Genomic DNA, 21,501 nt, shown 5'->3' with positions numbered 1-21,501 from the left:
ATGCGAGCCAATGCGAGCCATGCGGGCTATGCGGGCCATACCGCAGCCAATCAGCGGCCAGTTAATTCAAAGTTGCCTCACAAGTAACTGCTGCGCTAGATTCCGTTTGCAGGGCAACAGCCCTGCACTCACGGGGGTGGGGGAACGGTGGAATTTCCGCTTAACAAATGCCTTCCCATGCCCCGCAAGGGAGGGACAGGAATTATGAAGAACACGGCCCGCATTTCGATGGTGGCCGGCACGGCCGCAGTGATCACGCTCGCGCTGGCCCCGCTGGCCCAGGCCAACTGGAGCAGTTCGATCACGGCCGCCAGCGCGTCTTTCGAGTCCCGTCGCTGGTCGGACGAGCTGTACTCGCAGGTTCTGTTCACCAGCTGCACCACGGACGGCTCCAAGAGCACCGACGTGCAGATGTGGAACGACATCTCGCTGCAGCCTGACGAGTCCTACGACAACAAGACGTTCACCGCCTGCTTCGGTGGCGGGACCAGCAACGGCGAGTGGACCGACCTGCCGTCCGGCAAGCGGGACTACTACTTCAAGATCATGAAGATCGGCGGCTCCACCTTCGGCCCGCAGCTGAGCGTGAAGAGCGTTTCCGTCGACACCACCAAGGCGGACGGCTGATCTCAGCCCAGGGGGGCGTCCCGCCCGGGGCGCCCCCACTTCCGGCCGGAATGTGGTCAGTGAGAACCCATGAAATTCACCACCAGCCTGCGCAGCGGTAGTGTCCGATGGGCCGGACCAATCGTCCTCGCCCTGACTCTCCTTTACTATCTGGCGGGAGAAACCGCACCCCTTTCCAGTTATCACAATTACGCACCCAGCATTGTCGCGGAGCCCCTCAAAACGCTTTACGCGCTGGCTTATGCAACGGCCGCCGCACTGGCCTGCTGGGAAAGTGGCCGACTGCGGAGCGCCCGGATATGGGCACTGGCGCCGGCTCGCTCGCGTTACCGCATCGCGGTCAACGCCATAGCACCCGTGATCGTGCTGTCCTGGCTGGTCCTGCTGCTGCCCTCGGCTGTCTCGCTGGCCCGGTCCGGGACCCTGCCCACCCTCGACAGCCTGCGGGTGCTGCTGGCCGGGCTGGCCCTGTGCGTCGCCCACGCCGTGCTCGGGTTCGCCGTCGGCTGCTGGGTGCCCCGCATCATCGCCACGCCGATCGTGGCCGTGGCCGACTGGATCACCGTCGCCTTCACCCGTGCCGTGCTGCCCTACTGGCCCCGCCATGTCTCCGGTCAGTTCGGGAGCGTCGGCTACGGAGAGGTGCCCGACCTCATCACGGCGGCGGTGCCGGTGCTGCTGGCCGGCGGCATCGCCGCGGGCCTGCTGGTCCTCTGGCTGCCCTTCGGCTGGCGTGTCGTGCGCGTCGGCGTCGCCGTCGCGGTCGCGGTGACCGGGGTGCTCGGCGCCCACCGCACCGCCTCCGACTGGTCGGCCACACCACCACTGACCAGCGGGCACGTCACCATGGCCTGCGCCGGCAGCGCCCCGCGCATGTGCGTGCCCGAGTTCGACGCGCGCCGCCTGCCACAGGTCCAGCGCGAGACCGCCGAGGCACTGCGGGTGCTGCGCGAGGCCGGCGCGACCACAGCCGGCCCTGAACTCATCACCGACAGCTACGCCGACGGACGCCTGCGGAAGCCGTCCACGGACACCGAGTGGCGCATGGTTCTCGCCGGAGCGGTGGGCAGCGGGGACGCGACGTACCAGATCGTCGTACGCTCCCTGCACTTCCGCTGCAAGCAGGTCCCCGCGCTCAACGCGCACTCGGCCTGGCTGTGGGCGGCCGTGAAGACCGGCCAGGAGGACGCGTACCGCAAACGGCGCGCGCAGGAGGGCCGGGACCCCGTGGCGATGGAACTGGAGAAGCGGGTGCGGGCCGACGTCGAGCAGGTGCTGACCGAGCCTGCGGCCGAACAGTCCCGGTGGATCAACCAGATGCTCGACAGCTGCGAGGCGAAGCAGTCATGAGGTGGTGGTTCAGGGCACGCCGGGGACACCAGCTGCTCCCCCTCGCACTCGTCGTCTTCACCGCCGCGCTCTACGCGGTGCAGAACGCCACGGTGCTGCTGCCGTCCATCACCGGCGCCCCGCGAGTGGCGCTGGCGATGTTCGTGCCCGTCCCCCTGTTCGCCTGCCTGATGGCCGCACTGGAGTCACGGCTTCCGGCGGCCGAGGTCTCCGGGGTGCGCTCCCTGACCCGGCTCGACAACCTGCTCGTGACCGCGGTGGTCGGCGCGGCGGTGCTGTGCAGCGCGCTGGTGGCCGCAGCGCAGGGCTCCGCCGGGGCCACCGCCGGCGGGCGCAACGCGGTGTTCCTGGTCGGCCTGATGCTCCTCGGACGGGCCTGGGCCGGCCAGTCGGCGGTGATGATCCCGGTGGGGTGGCTGGTCACTGTCGTGGTCGTCGGGTTCCGCGGGAACGTGCCCCACCTGTGGACCGTCGTGGCCCTCCCGGCGGACAACCTGTTCGCCGCGGTCGCCTCCGTGGTCGTGCTCGCCATCGGCCTTGCCGCCCAGATCCGTTCGTCGAGGAAGACAGCGTGACACTCGAACTCAGCAACTGCACCTACGGCTACCGGCGCTGGAAGCAGCCCGTGCTGCGGGACTTCTCCTACGCCCTGCCGGAAGGTCTCACCGTCCTGCTCGGCCCCAACGGCGCGGGCAAATCCACCCTGCTGAAACTCGCGGCCTCGGTGAACAAGCCGCAGCAGGGGCGGGTGCTCCTGGACGGCGACCCGGCCGGCACCTCCTCCTACCGGCAGGCGGTGGCGTGGATGCCGCAGGACATCGTGCCCATGCCCACCCTGACCGCGCGCGAGTACGTCGCCTACGTCGGCTGGCTCAAGGGCATGAACCGCGCCGAAGCCTGGCAGCAGGCCCGCCGGGCACTGGGCCGGGTGAACCTGGCCGACCAGGCCGGCACCCGTACGAACCGGCTCTCCGGGGGCCAGCTGCGACGGGTCGGCGTCGCCGGCGCGCTCGTGCACGGCGCGCGGGTCCTGCTGCTGGACGAGCCCACCGCCGGCATGGACCCGTACCAGCGCCGCGTCTTCCGGGACATCCTGCGCACGCTCACCGACGACGTACGGGTTCTCCTGTCCACGCACGACGTCGCCGACCTGGCGGAGGAGGCCGACCACGTCACCGTCATGTACGGCGGCAGCATCCTCCATCACGGCGACACGGGCAGCTTCCTCACCCACACCCCACCCGGCACGGTGGAGGGGCGCGCCGCCGAAGCGGCGTACACCGCCCTGCTCAGGGACCGGGGAGTGGCGGCCTGACACCTGCTGGTGGAACCGACCGGGGAGTGACCGCCTTGCCTGCCGACCGGACCGCCCTGGACCTGGTGGATGCGCGCCTGGAGGCACTCCGGGACGGTACGGGTTCCTCGCTCCCGCAGGGGCGGGTTTCCCTCGCGGTGGAAGGCTGGGGTGAGCTCGTCCGCTGGGCCCTCGACCAGCTCCGGCGCATCCCCGCCGAGCCCGAGGACGCCTTCGCCCGCCAAGTCGGCAGTCCGCTGGTGGGGTTTCGCTCCCGTCGCAGCCTCTGGACCGCGGCGGCGCTGCGACTGCTTGATGACATGCACACCTTCGCGGCCACCGGCCCTCGACGGCACGAGGACTGGGCACACGACGTCAACGCCGTGCTGCACCGGTCGGTTCCTGACCCCCGAGGCTGGGTCCGACTGGACCAGGATCGCGACAACGCCGCTCGGCACACGGTGCCCGCGTACCCGTTCGATCCCCCGGACGCGGCGGAGTACCCGGGCTGCCTGTACCCCTTGGAGGCTGAGGCGGCGGTCGCCGCGCTCGCCATCATGGCTGATGAGTGGCAGTCGGAACCCGCTCCCGTCCGCTCCCGTCCGGACCGGGACGCCGGGCACCGGCGAGTGGGCCGACCCCGCCCCGGTCCTCATGGTCGTGGAAGTCACCACGTACGACTCCGACACCGACCGGCGCGACCGCGTCGAGAAGCCCCTGGCGTACGCCGAGACCGGTATCCCGGTGTACCTCCTGGTCGACCGGGACACCTGCGAGGTCAAGGTGCACAGCCGGCCGGACGGCGGGCGGTACGAGACCGTGCAGACCCTGCCCTTCGGCAAGGAGGTCGCGCTGCCCGAGCCGGTCGGGATCACCCTGGAGACCGAGCCGCTGAAGAACTGGGCGCGCTGAGCGGCCCCGCACCGGGCTGTGCGAAGGCCCGGACCGTCAGGCGGAAATGCCGTCGATCCGGGCCATGGCGTCCTCCGCGCCGTACGGCTGCAAGTAGGGCAGCCAGCGCGGGTCCCGGTGGCCCGTGCCGATGATGCGCCAGGCCAGGCCGGTGGGCGGGGCGGGTTTGTGGTGCAGGCGCCAGCCGATCTCGCCCAGGTGCCGGTCGGCCTTGACGTGGTTGCAGCGGCGGCAGGAGGCCACCACGTTGTCCCAGGCGTGCAGCCCTCCGCGGCTGCGCGGGATGACGTGGTCGACGCTGGTGGCGACGGCGCCGCAGTACATGCAGCGGCCTCCGTCGCGGGCGAAGAGGGCACGGCGGGTGAGCGGGACGGGCCCCCGGTAGGGCACCCGCACGAACCGCTTGAGCCGGACCACGCTGGGTGCGGGCGCGGTGACGGTCGCGCTGTGCAGGTAGGCGCCGGACTCCTCGAGGCATACGGCCTTGTTCTCGAGGACGAGGACGAGCGCGCGGCGGAGCGGTACGACGCCGAGCGGCTCGTACGACGCGTTGAGGACCAGGACATGCGGCACGGGTGCCTCCTTGGGCGTCGGCGGCGCGTGGCTCGCGCCGGGACGATCTGGTTCAGTGTCCCCTCATGGCTGGTCGAAGCGCCACCATGTCCCGGTAACGGGCTGGGAGTGTTTTCGACCACACGGGGCGCCGCGCCGGGGGCGTGACCAGTCCGGGCGCGGGTGAGGACCGTCTCTCCCGCCCATTTCGGGCCGTTCCGCGCCCGGTGCCCCGTTAGTGTGGTGCATCTGCCCGTCCGGTGACCTTTCCGTGACCTTGGACCGGATCTCGGAGTACGGGCCGCCGCACCTGGAGGTATCCGCCGTGTCCCCCGTGTCCCTGTCCGCCGCCGTCCTGACGGCCGCCGGTCCGTCGCCGTCCCCGACGCCCTCGGGGTCGACGACGCCGCCCGTGCCCTCGCTCCGGGACGCCCAGGAGCACGCGACGAACGCCGCGGGCTGGGTCGAGGAGAACTGGTCGACGTGGCTGGCCATCGGACTGCGGGTGCTGCTGATCCTGGTGATCGCGGCGGTGCTGCGCGCGGTGGTGCGGCGGGCGATCACCAAGCTGATAGAGCGGATGAACCGCAGGACCGGAACGGGCGGCAGCACCGCGCTGAGCAGCCTGCTGGTCAACGCCGAGCGGCGCCGGCAGCGTTCGGAGGCCATCGGGTCCGTGATGCGCTCGGTGGCCAGCTTCCTCGTCCTCGGCACCGCCGCGCTGATGATCCTCGGGACCTTCCAGATCAACCTCGCCCCGCTGCTGGCCTCGGCCGGTGTCGCGGGCGTGGCGATCGGCTTCGGCGCCCGCAACCTGGTCACCGACTTCCTGTCCGGCGTCTTCATGATCCTGGAGGACCAGTACGGCGTCGGCGACAGCATCGACGCGGGCGTGGCCTCCGGCGAGGTCATAGAGGTCGGACTGCGGGTGACCAAGCTGCGCGGCGTCGACGGCGAGATCTGGTACGTCCGCAACGGCGAGGTCAAGCGGATCGGCAACCTCTCCCAGGGCTGGTCCACGGCCGGCGTGGACGTGACCGTCCGCTCCGACGAGAACCTGGACAAGGTCAAGGAGACCCTCGACGCGGTCGGCGAGCGGATGAGCAAGGAGGAACCCTGGAACGAGATGCTCTGGGGCCCCATCGAGGTCCTCGGCCTGGATTCCGTCCTGCTCGACTCCATGGTCGTGCGGGTCTCCGCGAAGACCATGCCCGGCAAGTCCCTCACCGTCGAGCGTGAGCTGCGCTGGCGGATCAAGCGGGCCTTCGACGAGGCCGGCATCGCGATCGCCGGCGGGGCCACGTCCCCGGTGGACGGCGCCCCGGCCGCCGCCGACCCGGCGGCCGGTGTCGCGCCGCCGTCGGCGTACGCGAGCACGGTGTCGCCGCAGTCCGTCGCGGCGTCCCCCATCCCTCCGCCGAGCACCACCAAGTAGCGGGACCGGCCCCTCCCCGCCGTGACACCGCCCCCGAGGTAACGACTGCGTTGCCTCGGGGGCGGTCTCTTGACTCCCCCTCCTGGGCGGGCCTACGTTTCACAGCCAACAGGAAACTTTCCTAACAGTCACCGCCAATGAGGCGGGCGGGCAGTGGACTTACCCGTCCCCCGCTGAAAGGCTGAGCGGCCGAGAGGCAGGTGTGGACACGTATGGCAGGAACCGCCGGAACGCCGGGCACCCCGCGCGTCCTGCGCGCCATGAACGACCGGGCCGCCCTGGACCTCCTGCTGGAGCACGGGCCGCTGTCCCGGACCCGGATCGGCAAGCTGACCGGCCTGTCCAAGCCGACCGCCTCCCAGCTGCTGGCCCGCCTGGAGGCCGCGGGCCTGGTACTGGCCGGCGGCACCACCGAGGGCCGCCCGGGTCCCGGCGCCCAGCTCTACGAGGTCAACCCGGCCGCCGCGTACGCCGCCGGACTCGACGTCACCCCGGACCGCGTCCTGGCCGCGGTCGCCGACGTCACCGGGCGCACCGTCGGCCGCTTCGAACTGCCGACCCCGGGCCGGCGGCCCGTCGCCCCGGTCGTCCAGCAGGTCACCGACGCCCTCGACGGCGCGGTGAAGGCCGCCGGGCTCGCCCGGGCCGACGTCCACCGCCTCGTCATCGGCACCCCGGGCGCCTTCGACCCGGGCACGGGGCGGCTGCGCTACGCCTCCCACCTGCCGGGCTGGCACTCCCCCACCCTCCTCGACGAACTCGCCGCCGCGCTGCCGATGCCGGTCGAGTACGAGAACGACGTGAACCTCGCGGCCGTGGCCGAGCAGCGCCTCGGAGCGGCCCGGGGCCACGAGGACTTCGTGCTCCTGTGGAACCAGGAGGGCCTGGGCGCCGCCCTGGTCCTCGGCGGCCGGCTGCACCGCGGCTGGACCGGCGGCGCGGGCGAGGTCGGCTTCCTGCCGGTGCCGGGCGCACCGCTGGTCCGCAAGGTCAGCCGGACCGGCAGCGGCGGCTTCCAGGAACTCGCCGGCTCCCAGGCCCTGCCGGGGCTCGCCCGGGAGCTGGGACTCACCGGCCTCCCCCCGGGGCCGTATTACGAGGCCGCCGCCGCCCTCGTCGCCCGTGCCGCCGAGGCCGACGACGAACCGCACCGCCGGCTGCTCCAGACCTACGCCACCCGCCTGGCCACCGGGCTCGCCTCCCTCGTCTCGGTGCTCGACCCCGAGCTGGTGGTCCTGAGCGGCACCTCGCTCGCCGCCGGCGGCGAGGTGCTGCGCGACCTGGTCCAGGACGAGCTGGAGGAGCTGGCCGCCTCCCGGCCCCGGCTCGTCGTCGGTGACGTGACCGACCACCCCGTACTGCGCGGCGCGCTGGAGAGCGCCCTCGCGACCACCCGCGACGAGGTCTTCGACACCTCGCGCTGAGCCACCCCCGCACGGCACCACCCCCACCCCGCACGGCACCACGCTCGCACGGCACCACCCCCGCACGGCACGCCCCACCCCGCACCACCACCCCCGTCCCGCCACGCCCTGCCCCAGGGAGCCTCGCCATGCCCGGAATATCCAGAAGGGCCGCCCTCGCGGTCGCCGCCTCCGCCTCCCTCGCCCTGCTCGCCACCGCCTGTACCGGCCAGTCCGAATCCGGCGCCTCCGACGACCCGAACGCCAGGACCACCCTCACCTTCTGGCACGGCTGGAGCGCGCCCGCCGAGGTGAAGGCCGTACAGGCCAACGTCGACCGCTTCGAGGAGGCGCACCCCAACATCAAGGTGAAGGTCGTCGGCAACATCAACGACGACAAACTCAACCAGGCGCTGCGCGCGGGCGGTTCGAACGGGCCGGACGTGGTGTCCTCGTTCACCACCTCCAACATCGGCAAGTTCTGCTCCTCGGGCGCCTTCCTCGACCTGAAGCCCTTCATCGAGAAGTCGAAGCTCGACCTGGACGCGCTCATCCCGAAGCCGATGCTGGACTACACGCAGTTCGAGGGCGTGCGCTGCGCCCTGCCGCTGCTCGGCGACGCCTACGGCCTCTACTACGACAAGGACGCCTTCGCGGCGGCCGGCATCAAGGCCCCGCCCAAGACCTGGTCCGAGTTCGCCGAGGTGGCGAAGAAGCTGACCAAGCCGAAGGGCGACGGCTACGAGCAGCTCGGCTTCATGCCGAACTACCACGGCTACGAGACCGTCGTCGACCATTACATGTCCCAGTGGGACCACGCCTACTTCGACCAGGACGGCAAGTCGAGCGTCGCCGAGGACCCGGCCTTCGCGGAGATGTTCAGGTACCAGAAGAAGCTCGTCGACGACCTCGGCGGCTTCGCCAGGCTGGAGAAGTACCGCAACACCTTCGGCGACGAGTGGGGCGCCGAGCACCCGTTCCACACCGGCCAGGTGGCGATGCAGCTCGACGGCGAGTGGCGGCTCGGCATGGCGAAGGACGCCGGGGTGGACTTCGAGATCGGCACCGCGCCGATGCCCGTCGCCGACGACGAGGTGGACGAGTACGGCAAGGGGTTCCTCTCCGGCACCGTCATGGGCATCGCGCCGCAGAGCGAGAAGAAGAACGCCGCGTGGGAGCTGGTGAAGTACATGACGACCGACACCGGGGCCGTCGTCGCCTTCGCCAACGCCATCCGCAACGTGCCCTCCACGTTCCCGGCGCTGAAGTCCCCGGACCTCAGGACCGACCCCGCGTTCAAGACCTTCCTGGACATCGCCCAGCACCCCGAGTCGAACTCCCCGCCGGCCTCCGTCAACGGCTCCACGTACCAGCTGACGCTCCAGGACTTCGGGTACCAGTACGAGTCGGGCAAGGTGAGGGATCTCAAGGCCGGGCTGGAGAAGACCGCCGAGCAGATCGACCGCGACATCGAGCAGACGAAGTAGCGGCCCATGACATCCGTGACCGCCACCCCCACGCTGCGTGCGAAGCGCCGCCGCTCGGCGCTGCGCACGGCGGCCTTCATGTCACCGTGGCTCGTCGGGTTCGGCGTCTTCTTCGCCTATCCCCTGGTGTCCACCGTGTACTTCTCGCTGATGAGGTACGACGGCTTCGGGGTCCCGGAGTTCCGGGGCCTGGACAACTGGGTCTACGTCTTCCAGGACTACCCCCTCTTCTGGCCGGCCCTGCGCAACACCCTGTGGCTGGTCGTGGTGATGGTGACCTGCCGGGTCGTGTTCGGGCTCGGGATCGGGCTGCTCATCACGAAGATCAGGACGGGGGCCGGAGCCTTCCGCACCCTCTTCTACCTCCCCTACCTCGCCCCGCCGGTCGCCGCGACGCTGGCCTTCGTCTTCCTCCTCAACCCCGGCACCGGACCGGTCAACTCCGTCCTGGAGGGCCTGGGGGTCCCCGCGCCCGGCTGGTTCACGGACGCCGCCTGGTCCAAACCGGCGCTGACCGCGCTCGCGCTGTGGGGCGTGGGCGACCTCATGGTCATCTTCATGGCCGCGCTGCTCGACGTACCGAAGGAGCAGTACGAGGCGGCGGAGCTGGACGGGGCGTCGGCGTGGCAGCGATTCCGGTTCGTGACGCTGCCGAACATCTCGCCGATCGTGCTGTTCGCCGTGGTCACCGGCGTGATCCAGACGATGCAGTACTACACGCAGCCGCTGGTCGCGGGGAAGGTCGCCTCCGGGATCATCGGCGGCTCCGGCCAGTCCTTCGAGCCGGGCTACCCGGACAAGTCGACCCTCACGCTCCCCCAGCTCGTCTACAACCTCGGCTTCCAGCGCTTCGACTACGGCTCCGCCTGCGTGGTCGCCCTCGTGCTGTTCGCGCTGGCCATGGCGTGCACGGCGCTGCTGATGCGCCGCCGGGGCGGACTGATCCAGGCAGGTGACCGATGACCCGGGTACTGGACCGGCCCGTGGTGGCCGGCACGACAGCCCCCACCGAACGGCGTGCCGCCCGCCGACGCGTGCTGCTGGAGTGGATCGGCGTCCACGCCCTGGGCGTCGCCGCCGCCCTGTTCTTCACCCTGCCGTTCGTCTTCGTGGTGCTCACCTCGCTGATGAGCGACCAGCAGGCCCTCACCCGGGACCTGTGGCCGCACACCTGGGAGTGGGGCAACTACCGCACGGTCCTGGACACGCCCGGCTTCCTCACCTGGTGGCGGAACACCCTGCTCTACGCCGGTCTGGGCACCCTCCTGACCGTCGTGTCCTCGGTGCCCGTGGCCTACGCGCTGGCCAAGTTCCGCTTCCGGGGCCGGCACCTGTCCCTGATGCTGGTGATCTCGATGATGATGCTGCCCCCGCAGGTGGTCATCATCCCGATGTACCTGTTCTGGGCGAAGCAGCTGGACCTGTCCGGCACCCTCTGGCCGCTGATCGTGCCGATGGCGTTCGGCGACGCGTTCTCCATCTTCCTGCTGCGCCAGTTCCTGCTGACCATCCCGGACGAGTACCTGGACGCGGCCAAGGTCGACGGCTGCGGGGAACTGCGCACCCTGCTGAAGGTCGTCCTGCCGATGGCGAGACCGGGCATCGCGGCGGTGGCCCTCTTCCAGTTCTTCTACGCCTGGAACGACTACTTCGGCCCGCAGATCTACGCCTCCGAGAACCCCGGCGCCTGGACCCTCTCCTACGGCCTGGAGTCCTTCAAGGGCGCCCACCACACCGACTGGAACCTCACCATGGCCGCCACCGTGCTGGTCATGGCCCCCGTGATCCTCGTGTTCTTCTTCGCGCAGAAGGCGTTCGTCGAGGGCGTCACACTGACCGGAGTAAAGGGTTGATGACTGCATGAAACTCACCGTGGTCGGCGGCGGTTCGACCTACACGCCCGAACTGATCGACGGCTTCGCCCGGTTGCGGGACACCCTGCCGGTCGAAGAGCTGGTCCTCGTCGACCCGGCGGCGGACCGGCTGGAGCTGGTGGGCGGCCTCGCCCGCCGCATCCTCGCCCGGCAGGGCCACGACGGCCGGGTCGTCACCACCTCCGACCTGGACGCGGCCGTGGAGGGCGCCGACGCCGTACTGCTCCAGTTGCGCGTCGGCGGCCAGGCGGCCCGCGAGCAGGACGAGACCTGGCCGCTGGAGTGCGGCTGCGTCGGCCAGGAGACGACCGGCGCGGGCGGCCTGGCGAAGGCGCTGCGCACCGTGCCGGTGGTGCTGGACATCGCCGAGCGGGTCCGGCGGGCCAACCCGGACGCCTGGATCATCGACTTCACCAACCCGGTGGGCATCGTGACCCGGGCCCTGCTCCAGGCGGGACACCGGGCGGTCGGCCTGTGCAACGTGGCGATCGGGCTCCAGCGCAAGTTCGCCGCGCTGCTCGGCGTGGTGCCCGCCGACGTCCACCTCGACCACGTGGGCCTCAACCACCTCACCTGGGAGACCGGCGTCCGGCTCGGCGGCCCCGAGGGCGAGAACGTCCTGCCCCGGCTGCTCGCCGAGCACGGGGACGCGGTCGCCGCCGACCTGCGCCTGCCCCTCCCCCTCCTGGACCGGCTCGGCGTCGTCCCCTCCTACTACCTGCGCTACTACTACGCGCACGACGAGGTCGTGGACGAACTGCGCACCAAGCCCTCGCGGGCCGCCGAGGTGGCGGAGATGGAACGGCACCTGCTGGAGATGTACGGCGATCCGGCCCTGGACGAGAAGCCCGCCCTGCTCGCCAAGCGCGGCGGCGCCTACTACTCGGAGGCCGCCGTCGACCTGGCCGCCGCCCTGCTCGGCGGTGCCGGCTCCCCGTACCAGGTGGTCAACACGTACAACCGGGGCACGCTGCCCTTCCTGCCCGACGACGCCGTGATCGAGGTGCCGGCCGCGGTGGGCGCCAAGGGTGCCTCCCCGCTGCCGGTGGCGGCCGTGGACCCGCTGTACGCGGGCCTGATGGCGAACGTGACGGCGTACGAGGACCTGGCGCTGGAGGCGGCCCTGCGCGGCGGCCGGGAGCGGGTCTTCCGGGCGCTGCTCGCCCACCCCCTGGTCGGCCAGTACGGGTACGCCGAGCGGCTCACCGACCGGCTGATCGCACACAACCGGGAGCACCTGGCGTGGGCCTGACCGCGAGCGTCCTCGCCGTCGACGCGGGCAACAGCAAGACCGACGTGGCCGTGGTGACGGCGGACGGGGAGGTGCTGGCCACGGCCCGCGGCGGCCCCTTCCGGCCGCCCGCGGTGGGCGTCGAACGGGCCGTGGACACCCTGGCGGAGGCGGTGACGCGGGCCTTCGCGGCGGCCGGGGTCGGCTCCGTCGAGCACGTGTCGGCGTGCCTGGCCAACGCCGACCTGCCCGTGGAGGAGGAACAGCTGGCCGCCGCGCTGCACGCGCGCGCGTGGGGCGCACGGGTCGACGTGCGCAACGACACGTTCGCGATCCTGCGGGCCGGTGTCGACGAGCCGCTCGGCGTCGCCGTCGTGTGCGGGGCCGGCGTCAACTGCGTCGGCATGCGCCCCGACGGGCGCACCGCCCGCTTCCCCGCCATCGGGCGCCTGTCCGGCGACTGGGGCGGCGGCTGGGGGCTGGCCGAGGAGGCGCTGTGGCACGCGGCACGCGCGGAGGACGGCCGGGGCGGACCCACCGAACTGGCCCGGACCCTGCCGGCGCACTTCGGGCTCGACTCGATGTACGCCCTCATCGAGGCGCTGCACCTGCGGCACGTCGAGCCCGCCCGGCGCCATGAACTGACCCCCGTGCTCTTCGCCACGGCGGCGGCCGGCGACCCGCTCGCACGGTCGGTCGTGGACCGGCAGGCCGACGAGGTGGTGGCGATGGCGACGGTCGCGCTGACCCGTCTGGACCTGCTGTCCGAACCGGCGCCGGTCCTGCTCGGCGGCAGCGTCCTGGCGGCGCGCCATCCGCAGCTCGACGACCGGATACGGGAGCTGCTGGCGGCTCGCGCCCCCAAGGCCGTCCCCACGGTGGTGACCGCGCGGCCGGTGCTGGGCGCGGCGCTGCTGGGTCTGGACCGGGTGGGCGCGGCGGCCGGGGCCCGTGCGCGGGTGCGGGAGCGGTTCGCGGCCTGACACCGCGCCGGGCGGCCGGCGGGACCGGGTCGGGGAACCGAACCGGTTCCGCCGGCGTATTCATGGGCAGGGGCGGTGCGTTGCACCCTGATCGAATCCGGATCGGGTGAAGGCCGGTGCGAATGTCGGTGCGGGCAGCGATACTTGCGGCGACGGATGACCATGGGGGAGGTCAGGAGTGACTCGACCGCCGAAGGGCAGCGCGGCACCGCAGGGCCCGGGCGTGCCCGCGCCGCCCGCCGTGCCGCCGCAGTCCGGCCCTCCGGCGCCCGAACAGGGCCCCTCCGGCGGCGCACCCGCGGCTCCCCCGCAGCCGCCCGCCCCGCCCCGGCGCACCGCCTTCGCCGAGGGCGTCGACCGGCTGCGCGCGGCGGCGGTCACCGAACCCGGGCGGCTGCGCATCATCGGCGCGCTGCTCGCCGCGCTGGTCGTCGCCTTCGGCGCCGTCACCGCCTGGCAGACGAACGACCGGTCCACCGCGGCCGACGACGTGCTGACCCGCAGCCAGCCCCTCAGCTCCGCCGCCGCCGGCATCTACCGCTCCCTGGCCGAGGCCAACACGGCGGCGTCCAGCGGCTTCCTCGCCGGCGGCCAGGGGACGAAGGACTCCCGCGACCGGTACGACAACGGCATCAGCGCCGCCGCCGAAGGGCTCGTCACCGCCGCCGCCAACTCCGACCCCGACTCGCCGGCCGCGAAGACCATCGCGCGGCTGAACCGGCTGCTGCCCGAGTACAAGGGCCTGGTCGAGCGCGCCCGCACCTACAACCGGCAGGGCTTCCCGGTCGGCGGCGCCTACCTGCGCTACGCCAACGAGAAGATGCAGAAGGAGATGCTCCCCGCGGCGGAGGACCTCTACAAGACGGAGAACGGGCGGCTGAGCGCCGACTACGGCGACGCCAAGCCCTACCCCTGGGCCGCGATCGCCCTCGGCGTCGTCGTGCTCGCCGCGCTGGCCTGGGCGCAGCAGCGCACCTACCGGCGCACCAACCGGGTCCTCAACCACGGACTGGTCGCCGCCACCGCCACCGCCACGATCGTCATGCTCTGGCTGGTCGTCGGCCACAGCGTCGCCCGGTCCCACCTGACCGACTCCTACGAGCACGGCGTCCGCTCGCTGAACGCGCTCAACGACGCCCGCATCGCCTCCCTCAAGGCCCGCGGCAACGAGAACCTCACGCTGGTGTCCCGCGGCGCGGAGACCACCAAGGTGGGCGAGAAGACGTACGACTCCTACGACCTGGCCTTCGGGAAGAACATGGACGCCCTCGGCAAGGCGCTCGCCGAGGCGGGAAGGCTCGCCGACGACAAGGCGGGCGAGTCCCCCGTGGACGCGGCGAACGGCAGCATGACGGAGTGGAAGAAGCGCCACGCCTCGGCCCGCGAGCAGGACGACTACGGCAACTACCAGCAGGCACTGGACCTGGTGATAGGCGGCGAGGGCGCCACCGTCGAGTGCTTCGACGGCGTGGACGACTCGCTGGCCGCCGCGCTCGCGCACGAGAAGGACGAGTTCGAGCGGTCGGCCGGCGACGGCCTGGACGCGATGACCCTCCTGCCCGAGGGTGCGGGGATACTGGCGGGACTGGGCGCGGCCGGCGCGCTGCTGGGCATCGGGCGCAGGCTGTCGGAGTACCGGTGAGGCGGCGCGCGCGGCCGGCGGCCGGTGGGAAGGAGCACCCTTGGAAGGAGGCGCAGGGGGCGTGATGATGCGTGCGCGACGATTGCGATCCGGGCTGAAGGGCTGGGGCGGGGTGGGCGCGATGGCCTTCGCCTGCGCCCTCGCGGTGCTGTTCGCCCTGCTCCTGCCGTTGGTCCGCTCGCACAGCGAGGGCGGCGTCGCCGACGACGACGGCCACGGCCTCGCCCACGGCGGCCAGGCCCGGGCCGCTCAGGAGTGCCCGGACCCGGAGAAGCAGACCCTCGCCCCGTCCGGGGCCGACGGCCCCACCATCGACGAGATCCGAAGCCGCGAGGGCGAGAAGCGCAAGCTGATCGTCGGCGTCGACCAGAACAGCTACCGCTGGGGCTACCGCGACCCGAACAGCGGCGGCGGTGCCGAGCTGGAGGGCTTCGACATCGACCTGGCGCACCGCATAGCGGAGGACATCCTCGGCGACGCGGACGCCGTGCAGTTCAAGGCCATACCCACCAACCAGCGCGAGCCGGCGATCCAGGACGGCCGGGTCGACATGGTGGTCCGCACCATGACCATCAACTGCGCCCGCCTGGAGAAGGTCGCCTTCTCCGCCCCCTACTTCCGCACCGGCCAGCAGCTGCTCGCCCCCAAGTCGTCCCCGATCACCGGGTACGACGGCACGCTGGCCGGCAAGAGCATCTGCACGGCGGCCGGTTCCACCGCGCTGAGCACACTGGAGCAGGACCAGAAGGACGGCCGGCTCGCCGCCGACGCCGACCTCGGCACCACCGTGCCCAACCAACTCGACTGCCTGGTGCGGCTCCAGCTCGGCGAGGTCGACGCGGTGGTCACCGACGGTGCGCTCGCCGCGAGCCAGGCCGCGCAGGACCCGACGGTGCAGCTGAAGGGCGACCCCTTCACCACGGAGTACTACGGCGTGGCGATGAAGAAGGACGCCGACGATCTGGTACGCCGGGTCAACCGGATCCTGGAGGAGTGGCGCGCCGACCGGAGCGACGGATGGCAGAACTCGTACGACGAGTGGCTGTCCCCGACCATGGGCGACGACCCGGCGCAGTCGGAGCCGCCGGCCCCGGAGTACCTGCGCAAGAGCTGAACGGCCTCCGTACACAGGCAAAGAGCACAAGTCCGCGACGGCGAAGGGTGATCGATGGGCGACACGGGACCCACCGGGCCGGTGATGGACCGGGACGAGGTGGACCGTGCGCTGGCGCGGCTCGGCGCGGAGCACGAGGCGGTCGAGACCTCGCTGCTCGCCCTCCAGGACCACGCGGGCCGCAGGCTCCTCGAAGGCGCCGAGCTGACCGGCGTCACCGTCGAGCGCTGGAGTGCCGCGGAGGCGTCGATCACGCTGCTGTGGTCCTACTTCGACGCCTACACCGGCGCGCTGCGCACCGCCCGGGAGATCCGCTCCCGGCGCCGCTGGTCCAGCCGCGAGGACCTGGCGGAGCTGACGGAGCTGCTGCGCGGCGAGGCCGTCACCGTGGCGGGCAGTGCGGCGGCCCTCGCCCAGGCGCCCGCCCCGGACGGCGGTCCCGGACGGCTCAGCGAGCGCTATTCCCTGGCGACGCTGGTGGAGCGGATGAACCAGCTGTACGCGACGTCCCTGGACATGGTGGTCGCCGCCGACGCGGTGTGGTCGGCGCTGCCCGCCCGGATCGATTTACTCGCCGCCGAGCTCCAGCGCACCCGCAAGCTCGCGCACTCCGTGGGCGTGCGCCCGGGCGAGCACCCGTCCGGCGACGACCTGGAGCGGATCACCCGCACCCTGACGCGGCTGCGCGAGCGGGTGGTGTCCGACCCGCTGGCCTTCTGGCTGCCCACCGAGGGCAGTTCGGCGCCCGGCGGCGGCCGGCCCGACACGACGGTGTACGACCGTGAGGCGCGCGCCCTGGAGGAGGTGCGCCGCGAGATCGACGCCGTACTGGCCGTCCGCCAGGACGCCGAGCAGCGCATCGTGCGGCTGCGGGACGTGCTCTCCCGCGCGGACCGCACGCTCGCCGAGGCGCGCACCGCGCGCGGCGAGGTACTGGCGAAGATCGCCGCGACGGAGGTGCCGGTGGTCGGCGGACCGCCGATCGTGCTCCAGGAGCAGCTGGCGGCGGCCGCCGAGTACCGCAGGCACGCGCAGTGGCACCGGCTGTCCCCGCTCCTGGAGTCCCTGGAGGAGAAGGCGGAGGACGAACTGCTGCGCGCTCGCGAGTCGTTGACCGCGGTCACCGCCCCGCTGGCGGTCCGCGCCGAGCTGCGCGGCCGGCTCGACGCCTACAAGGCCAAGGTGGCCCGCCTCGGCTTCGCCGAGGACCCGGAGCTGGCGGAGAAGTACGAGAAGGCGCGCCGCATGCTGTGGAGCGCGCCCTGCGACCTGCGCGTCGCCGAGCAGGCCGTGCTGCGCTACCAGCACGCGGCGGCCGAGACGCTGGGCTCCCCGCGGCGCGTGCCCGGGCAGGGCGGGCCGGTGGACCGGACGGGGCCCGGCGTATGAGCGACGAGGGGGAGGCAGCGTCATGAGTGAGGCAGGGCGGGCGTGTCAGCGTCCCGGCTGCGGCGGGACCTACGAGGACATGGGCGGCGGCGAACTGTACTGCGACACCTGCGGCCTCGCGCCGGTCGTCGCGTCGAACGGCATGGTCGGCTCCACCCCGACGGGCGTCACCGGAGGCGGCGGCCGGGGCTCGCGCGGTTCGGCGGGCAGCGCCGGTTCGAGCGCCGGCGCCGGCAGTTCGCGTACGTCGTCGCAGTCGTCGCGCTCGTCCCGCTCGTCGAGGTCCCGGCGCTCGGTGTCGGGGCGGCTCTCCCGGGCTGTGTCGGGACGGGCCACGGGGCGTTCGGTGTCGGTGCGCAGCTCCGGTTCGGGCGCCGGCTCCACCGCGCGGGGGCGCCTGGGCGCCGGACTCGTCGAGGTCCCGGCGGTCCCGCGGCCCGACCCGCGCGAGATGGTCATGGAGCGTCCGGAGGTGCCGGAGCGGAAGCGGTTCTGCTCGCGCTCGGACTGCGGGGGGCCGGTCGGGCGGTCCCGCGGGGAGCGGCCGGGCCGCACGGAGGGCTTCTGCACCAAGTGCGGCCACCCGTACTCGTTCGTGCCCAAGCTGAAGACCGGCGACGTCGTGCACGGCCAGTACGAGGTGGTGGGCTGCCTCGCGCACGGCGGTCTCGGCTGGATCTACCTCGCCGTCGACAAGGCCGTCTCCGACCGCTGGGTGGTCCTCAAGGGCCTGCTGGACACCGGCGACCAGGACGCGATGGCGGCGGCGATCTCCGAACGGCGGTTCCTCGCCGAGATCGAGCACGCCAACATCGTGCGGATCTACAACTTCGTCGAGCACCTCGACCAGCGCACCGGCTCCCTCGACGGCTACATCGTCATGGAGTACGTGGGCGGCAAGTCGCTCAAGGAGATCGCCAACGCCCGCCGCACCCCGGCGGGCAGACGCGACCCGCTGCCGGTGGAGCAGGCCTGCGCGTACGGCATCGAGGCACTGGAGGCGCTCGGCCACCTGCACAGCCGCAAGCTGCTGTACTGCGACTTCAAGGTCGACAACGCCATCCAGACCGAGGACCAGCTCAAGCTCATCGACATGGGCGCGGTCCGCCGCATGGACGACGACGAGTCGGCGATCTACGGGACGGTGGGGTACCAGGCGCCGGAGGTGGCCGACGTGGGCCCGTCGGTCGCCTCCGACCTGTACACCGTGGGGCGCACCCTGGCCGTGCTGACGTTCGACTTCCAGGGGTACACCACCGTCTACGCCGACTCGCTGCCCGACCCCGACACCATCGAGGTGTTCCGGCAGTACGAGTCCTTCTACCGGCTGCTGGTGCGCGCCACCGATCCGGACCCGGCCCGCAGGTTCGCCTCCGCGCAGGAGATGGCGGAGCAGCTGACCGGTGTGCTGCGCGAGGTGGTCTCGCTGCAGACCGGGCGGGCCCGGCCCGCGCTCTCCACGCTCTTCGGGCCCGAGGTCCGGGTGACGGACACGGAGCTGTTCCCCCGGCTGGACGGGGAGGTGTCGCGCCTGGGCACCCGGACGACGGTCCGCGCGCGAGGGCGCGGCACCGGCGCGGGTGTGTCCCTGCCGGGCGGTACGGGGTCCGCGCCCGCGCTGCCGGGCGGTACGGGGCCGGCGGTGGGAGCGCCGGGCGGGACGGTCGCGGGCACCACGCCGGGCGCCGGTACGGGTAGCGCGACGGGGTCGGCCGCCGGCGGTGGCGCGAGCGCGTCGCTGCCGGGCGCGGTGAGCGCGGTCGGCGGGCTCGACGGCGGCACCTCCGGGCTGGTCAAGGACGCCGACGCACCCACCGCGTCCCTCGCCCTGCCGGTCCCCCGGGTCGACGCGGGCGACCCCAACGCGGGCTTCCTGGCCGGGCTCATGGCGTCCGCGCCGGGCGAGCTGCTGACGGCGCTGGCCGCCGCCCCGGCGCCGTCGACCGAGACGCGGCTGCGGCAGGTCAGGGCCCGGCTGGAGAACGGCGACGCGCCCGGCGCGCTGACGGCCCTGGAGACGCTGGAGGGCGAACGGCCCGACGACTGGCGGGTGGTCTGGTACCGCGGCCTTGCCGCACTGGTGACCGGCGGGCACGAGGACGCCGCGCTGGCCTTCGACGCCGTCTACGACGCCTTCCCCGGCGAGACCGCGCCCAAGCTGGCGCTCGGCCTGTGCGCGGAGGTACTGGGACAGCTCGACAACGCCGCCGAGTACTACCGCCTGGTGTGGTCGACCGACCCGAGCCATGTGAGCGCCGCGTTCGGCCTGGCCCGGGTGCAGCTGGCCGGCGGCGACCGGACCGGTGCCGTACGGACGCTGGAGTCGGTGCCGGAGTCGTCGGTGCACTGCACGGCCGCGCGGGTCGCGGCCGTCCGGGCCCGGCTGCGGCGGCGTACGGCGGGCGCCGGCGACGTGGCCTTCCTGGACGACCTGACGGCCGCCGCCCGGCAGGTCGAGGCGCTGGACGTGTACGGTCTGGATCCGGCGCGGCGCGAGCAGTTGTCGGCCGAGGTCCTCGGTTGCGCGCTGGACTGGGTACTCTCCGGAGGTCGGGGTTCCGTCCCTCCCGCCGCCGGAGGACGGACGCTGCTCGGCAGCGCCCTGGACGAACGCGGCCTGCGCTTCGGCCTGGAGCGTTCGTACCGCACGCTGGCCCGGCTGGCGCGGGACGGCGAGGAGAGGATCGACCTGGTGGAACGTGCAAATCGTTACCGCCCCCGGACGTGGGTGTAGTTGATGTCGCAGATGCCCCAGCAGGCCGCTGTGTCCAAGTGCCCGAGCTGCGAGGAACCCCTCGAGCCGGGTGACCGTTTCTGCGGTGCGTGCGGATACGACCTGTCCGCCGTGCCCCCGCGGCCCGATGACCACCCGACCGTCGCCGTCGGCGGCGCGGTGCCCGCCCCGGCGCCCGCGCCGGACGGCGTGGACTGGCCCGCGGCCCGGGACTCGGACGGCCACGGCCGTCCCGTCCCCGTGCACGCGGCCGCCGAACTGCCGGGCACCGACTCGGGCGGCTCCCCGCTGCCGCCGCCCCCGGCGGCCCCACCGGCCCCGTCGGCGCCGCCCGCGCCCGGTGTGCGCTTCGACCGGCCCCGCGAACCCGAGGAGTACCCGTTGCAGGCGCCCGACCCGCGGCTGACCGCCTCAGCGGCGCCGCACGCCGAGCAGGGAACCGAACCGGCCGCGCCCGCCGCCCCGGCGGCGGCTCCGGCCGCGGCTCCGGCCGCCGGTGACAAGGTGTGCGTGGCCTGCCGCGCGGGCCGCGTCGACGACGACGGCTACTGCGAGAACTGCGGGCACGCCCAGCCCCGCGAACGCGACCACATGGAGCAGGAGTCGGGCCCCGTCGCGGCGGTCAGCGACCGCGGCCTGCGCCACCACCGCAACGAGGACGCCTTCTCGGTGGGCTGCACCGCCCTGCCCGACGGCGCCCCCGCCAGCGTCGCGATCGTCTGCGACGGCGTGTCCTCCGCGACCCGCCCCGACGACGCCTCGCTCGCCGCGTCCCGCGCGGCCGGCGAGCTGCTGCTGACCGCCCTGCCGCGCGGCACTCACCCGCAGCAGGCCATGCACGACGCCATCCTCGCCGCCTCGCACGCCGTCAACGCGCTGGCCGACGAGCCCGCCACCGCCCGCGAGCAGGGCCCGCACCAGAACGCGCCCGCCTGCACCCTGGTCGGCGCCGTGGTCACCGCCGGCCTGCTGGTCGTCGGCTGGGTCGGCGACAGCCGCGTCTACTGGGTGCCGGCCGACCGCGCCACCCCGCCCGCCCGGCTCACCGAGGACGACTCGTGGGCCGCGCAGATGGTCGCCGCCGGTCTGATGAACGAGGCCGAGGCCTACGCCGACGAACGCGCCCACGCGATCACCGGCTGGCTGGGCGCCGACGCCTACGAACTGGAGCCGCACACCGCGTCCTTCAAGCCGGACCGCCCCGGCGTGGTCGTGGTCTGCACGGACGGCCTGTGGAACTACGCCGAGTCCGCCGAGGAGATGGCCGACGCCATGCCCCTCGACGCCGCCGCCCGCCCGCTGCACGGCGCCCGCGTCCTGGTCGGCCACGCCCTGGACGGCGGGGGCCACGACAACGTAACAGTGGCCCTCGTGCCGTTCCCGGCCGTGCCGCAGGGGGCAGGATCGGCCTGAGGCCCCCGTACGGGTAGGGGTACGCGCGCGGGGTGGCCTCGCGGGCCGCAGGGGGCGGTCC

At 72.8% G+C, this 21,501-nt stretch carries 17 protein-coding genes and 1 pseudogene; 17 read left to right on the top strand and 1 reads right to left on the bottom strand.

Features of this window, described 5'->3' with window-relative positions:
• Positions 1 to 204 precede the first annotated feature (204 nt).
• From ACFW01_RS30965 to ACFW01_RS30945, 5 genes and pseudogenes are all read left to right on the top strand, one after another.
• Complete coding sequence (locus ACFW01_RS30965; protein ID WP_234960308.1) at positions 205 to 627, top strand: hypothetical protein; 423 nt, start codon at positions 205 to 207, stop codon at positions 625 to 627.
• A gap of 357 nt (positions 628 to 984) precedes the next feature.
• Positions 985 to 1,977 (top strand): hypothetical protein, encoded by a 993-nt coding sequence (locus ACFW01_RS30960; RefSeq protein WP_384509156.1) that lies wholly within the window; start codon positions 985 to 987, stop codon positions 1,975 to 1,977.
• On the top strand, positions 1,974 to 2,552 hold the full coding sequence (locus ACFW01_RS30955) for a hypothetical protein (RefSeq protein ID WP_234960306.1): 579 nt from the start codon (positions 1,974 to 1,976) through the stop codon (positions 2,550 to 2,552). Before ACFW01_RS30960 ends, ACFW01_RS30955 begins: the two co-directional genes overlap by 4 nt.
• Entirely contained in the window at positions 2,549 to 3,292 is a 744-nt protein-coding gene (locus ACFW01_RS30950; protein WP_234960305.1) for an ATP-binding cassette domain-containing protein, read from the top strand. Before ACFW01_RS30955 ends, ACFW01_RS30950 begins: the two co-directional genes overlap by 4 nt.
• A 597-nt stretch (positions 3,293 to 3,889) precedes the next feature.
• Positions 3,890 to 4,183: pseudogene (locus ACFW01_RS30945) on the top strand (Uma2 family endonuclease); the annotation flags it as partial.
• Positions 4,184 to 4,219: 36 nt separating this feature from the next.
• On the opposite strand, the gene ACFW01_RS30940 reads toward ACFW01_RS30945, so the two are convergent.
• A complete protein-coding gene (locus tag ACFW01_RS30940) occupies positions 4,220 to 4,756 on the bottom strand; it encodes an HNH endonuclease (RefSeq protein ID WP_384509151.1) in 537 nt (178 codons plus the stop codon).
• 313 nt (positions 4,757 to 5,069) lie between these two features.
• Between ACFW01_RS30940 and ACFW01_RS30935 the strand changes: the two genes are divergently transcribed.
• The 12 genes from ACFW01_RS30935 to ACFW01_RS30880 all read left to right on the top strand — a co-directional run bounded on the left by ACFW01_RS30935 (position 5,070) and on the right by ACFW01_RS30880 (position 21,440).
• The gene (locus ACFW01_RS30935) at positions 5,070 to 6,170 is read left to right on the top strand and encodes a mechanosensitive ion channel family protein (RefSeq protein WP_384509197.1); all 1,101 of its coding nucleotides are present in this window, start codon (positions 5,070 to 5,072) and stop codon (positions 6,168 to 6,170) included.
• 212 nt (positions 6,171 to 6,382) lie between these two features.
• Entirely contained in the window at positions 6,383 to 7,594 is a 1,212-nt protein-coding gene (locus tag ACFW01_RS30930; RefSeq protein WP_234960304.1) for an ROK family transcriptional regulator, read from the top strand.
• 128 nt (positions 7,595 to 7,722) lie between these two features.
• Positions 7,723 to 9,060: an ABC transporter substrate-binding protein gene (locus ACFW01_RS30925; RefSeq protein ID WP_384509148.1), complete on the top strand. Its 1,338-nt coding sequence runs from the start codon at positions 7,723 to 7,725 to the stop codon at positions 9,058 to 9,060.
• Positions 9,061 to 9,066: 6 nt separating this feature from the next.
• On the top strand, positions 9,067 to 10,023 hold the full coding sequence (locus ACFW01_RS30920; RefSeq protein WP_234960302.1) for a carbohydrate ABC transporter permease: 957 nt from the start codon (positions 9,067 to 9,069) through the stop codon (positions 10,021 to 10,023).
• Complete coding sequence (locus ACFW01_RS30915) at positions 10,020 to 10,913, top strand: carbohydrate ABC transporter permease (RefSeq protein ID WP_234960301.1); 894 nt, start codon at positions 10,020 to 10,022, stop codon at positions 10,911 to 10,913. Before ACFW01_RS30920 ends, ACFW01_RS30915 begins: the two co-directional genes overlap by 4 nt.
• 7 nt (positions 10,914 to 10,920) lie before the next feature.
• Positions 10,921 to 12,186 (top strand): 6-phospho-beta-glucosidase, encoded by a 1,266-nt coding sequence (locus tag ACFW01_RS30910; RefSeq protein ID WP_384509143.1) that lies wholly within the window; start codon positions 10,921 to 10,923, stop codon positions 12,184 to 12,186.
• Entirely contained in the window at positions 12,177 to 13,148 is a 972-nt protein-coding gene (locus ACFW01_RS30905) for an N-acetylglucosamine kinase (protein WP_384509141.1), read from the top strand. The genes ACFW01_RS30910 and ACFW01_RS30905 overlap by 10 nt, the downstream gene beginning before the upstream one ends.
• A gap of 178 nt (positions 13,149 to 13,326) precedes the next feature.
• Positions 13,327 to 14,790: a hypothetical protein gene (locus ACFW01_RS30900; RefSeq protein WP_384509138.1), complete on the top strand. Its 1,464-nt coding sequence runs from the start codon at positions 13,327 to 13,329 to the stop codon at positions 14,788 to 14,790.
• Between the two features lie 67 nt (positions 14,791 to 14,857).
• Positions 14,858 to 15,904 carry a glutamate ABC transporter substrate-binding protein gene (locus ACFW01_RS30895; protein ID WP_234960358.1) on the top strand — a complete coding sequence of 349 codons (1,047 nt, stop codon included), beginning with the start codon at positions 14,858 to 14,860 and terminating at the stop codon, positions 15,902 to 15,904.
• A 54-nt stretch (positions 15,905 to 15,958) separates the two neighbouring features.
• Positions 15,959 to 17,293: a hypothetical protein gene (locus ACFW01_RS30890; RefSeq protein WP_234960298.1), complete on the top strand. Its 1,335-nt coding sequence runs from the start codon at positions 15,959 to 15,961 to the stop codon at positions 17,291 to 17,293.
• A 22-nt stretch (positions 17,294 to 17,315) separates the two neighbouring features.
• On the top strand, positions 17,316 to 20,027 hold the full coding sequence (locus tag ACFW01_RS30885; RefSeq protein ID WP_384509134.1) for a tetratricopeptide repeat protein: 2,712 nt from the start codon (positions 17,316 to 17,318) through the stop codon (positions 20,025 to 20,027).
• A gap of 3 nt (positions 20,028 to 20,030) precedes the next feature.
• Positions 20,031 to 21,440 carry a PP2C family serine/threonine-protein phosphatase gene (locus ACFW01_RS30880; RefSeq protein ID WP_384509131.1) on the top strand — a complete coding sequence of 470 codons (1,410 nt, stop codon included), beginning with the start codon at positions 20,031 to 20,033 and terminating at the stop codon, positions 21,438 to 21,440.
• The last annotated feature ends 61 nt before the right edge of the window (positions 21,441 to 21,501 follow it).

Source organism: Streptomyces sp. NPDC058985, assembly GCF_042740985.1.
In the GTDB taxonomy this organism is placed as follows: Bacteria; Actinomycetota; Actinomycetes; order Streptomycetales; family Streptomycetaceae; genus Streptomyces.
This window is presented reverse-complemented; position numbering and strand designations above follow the sequence as displayed.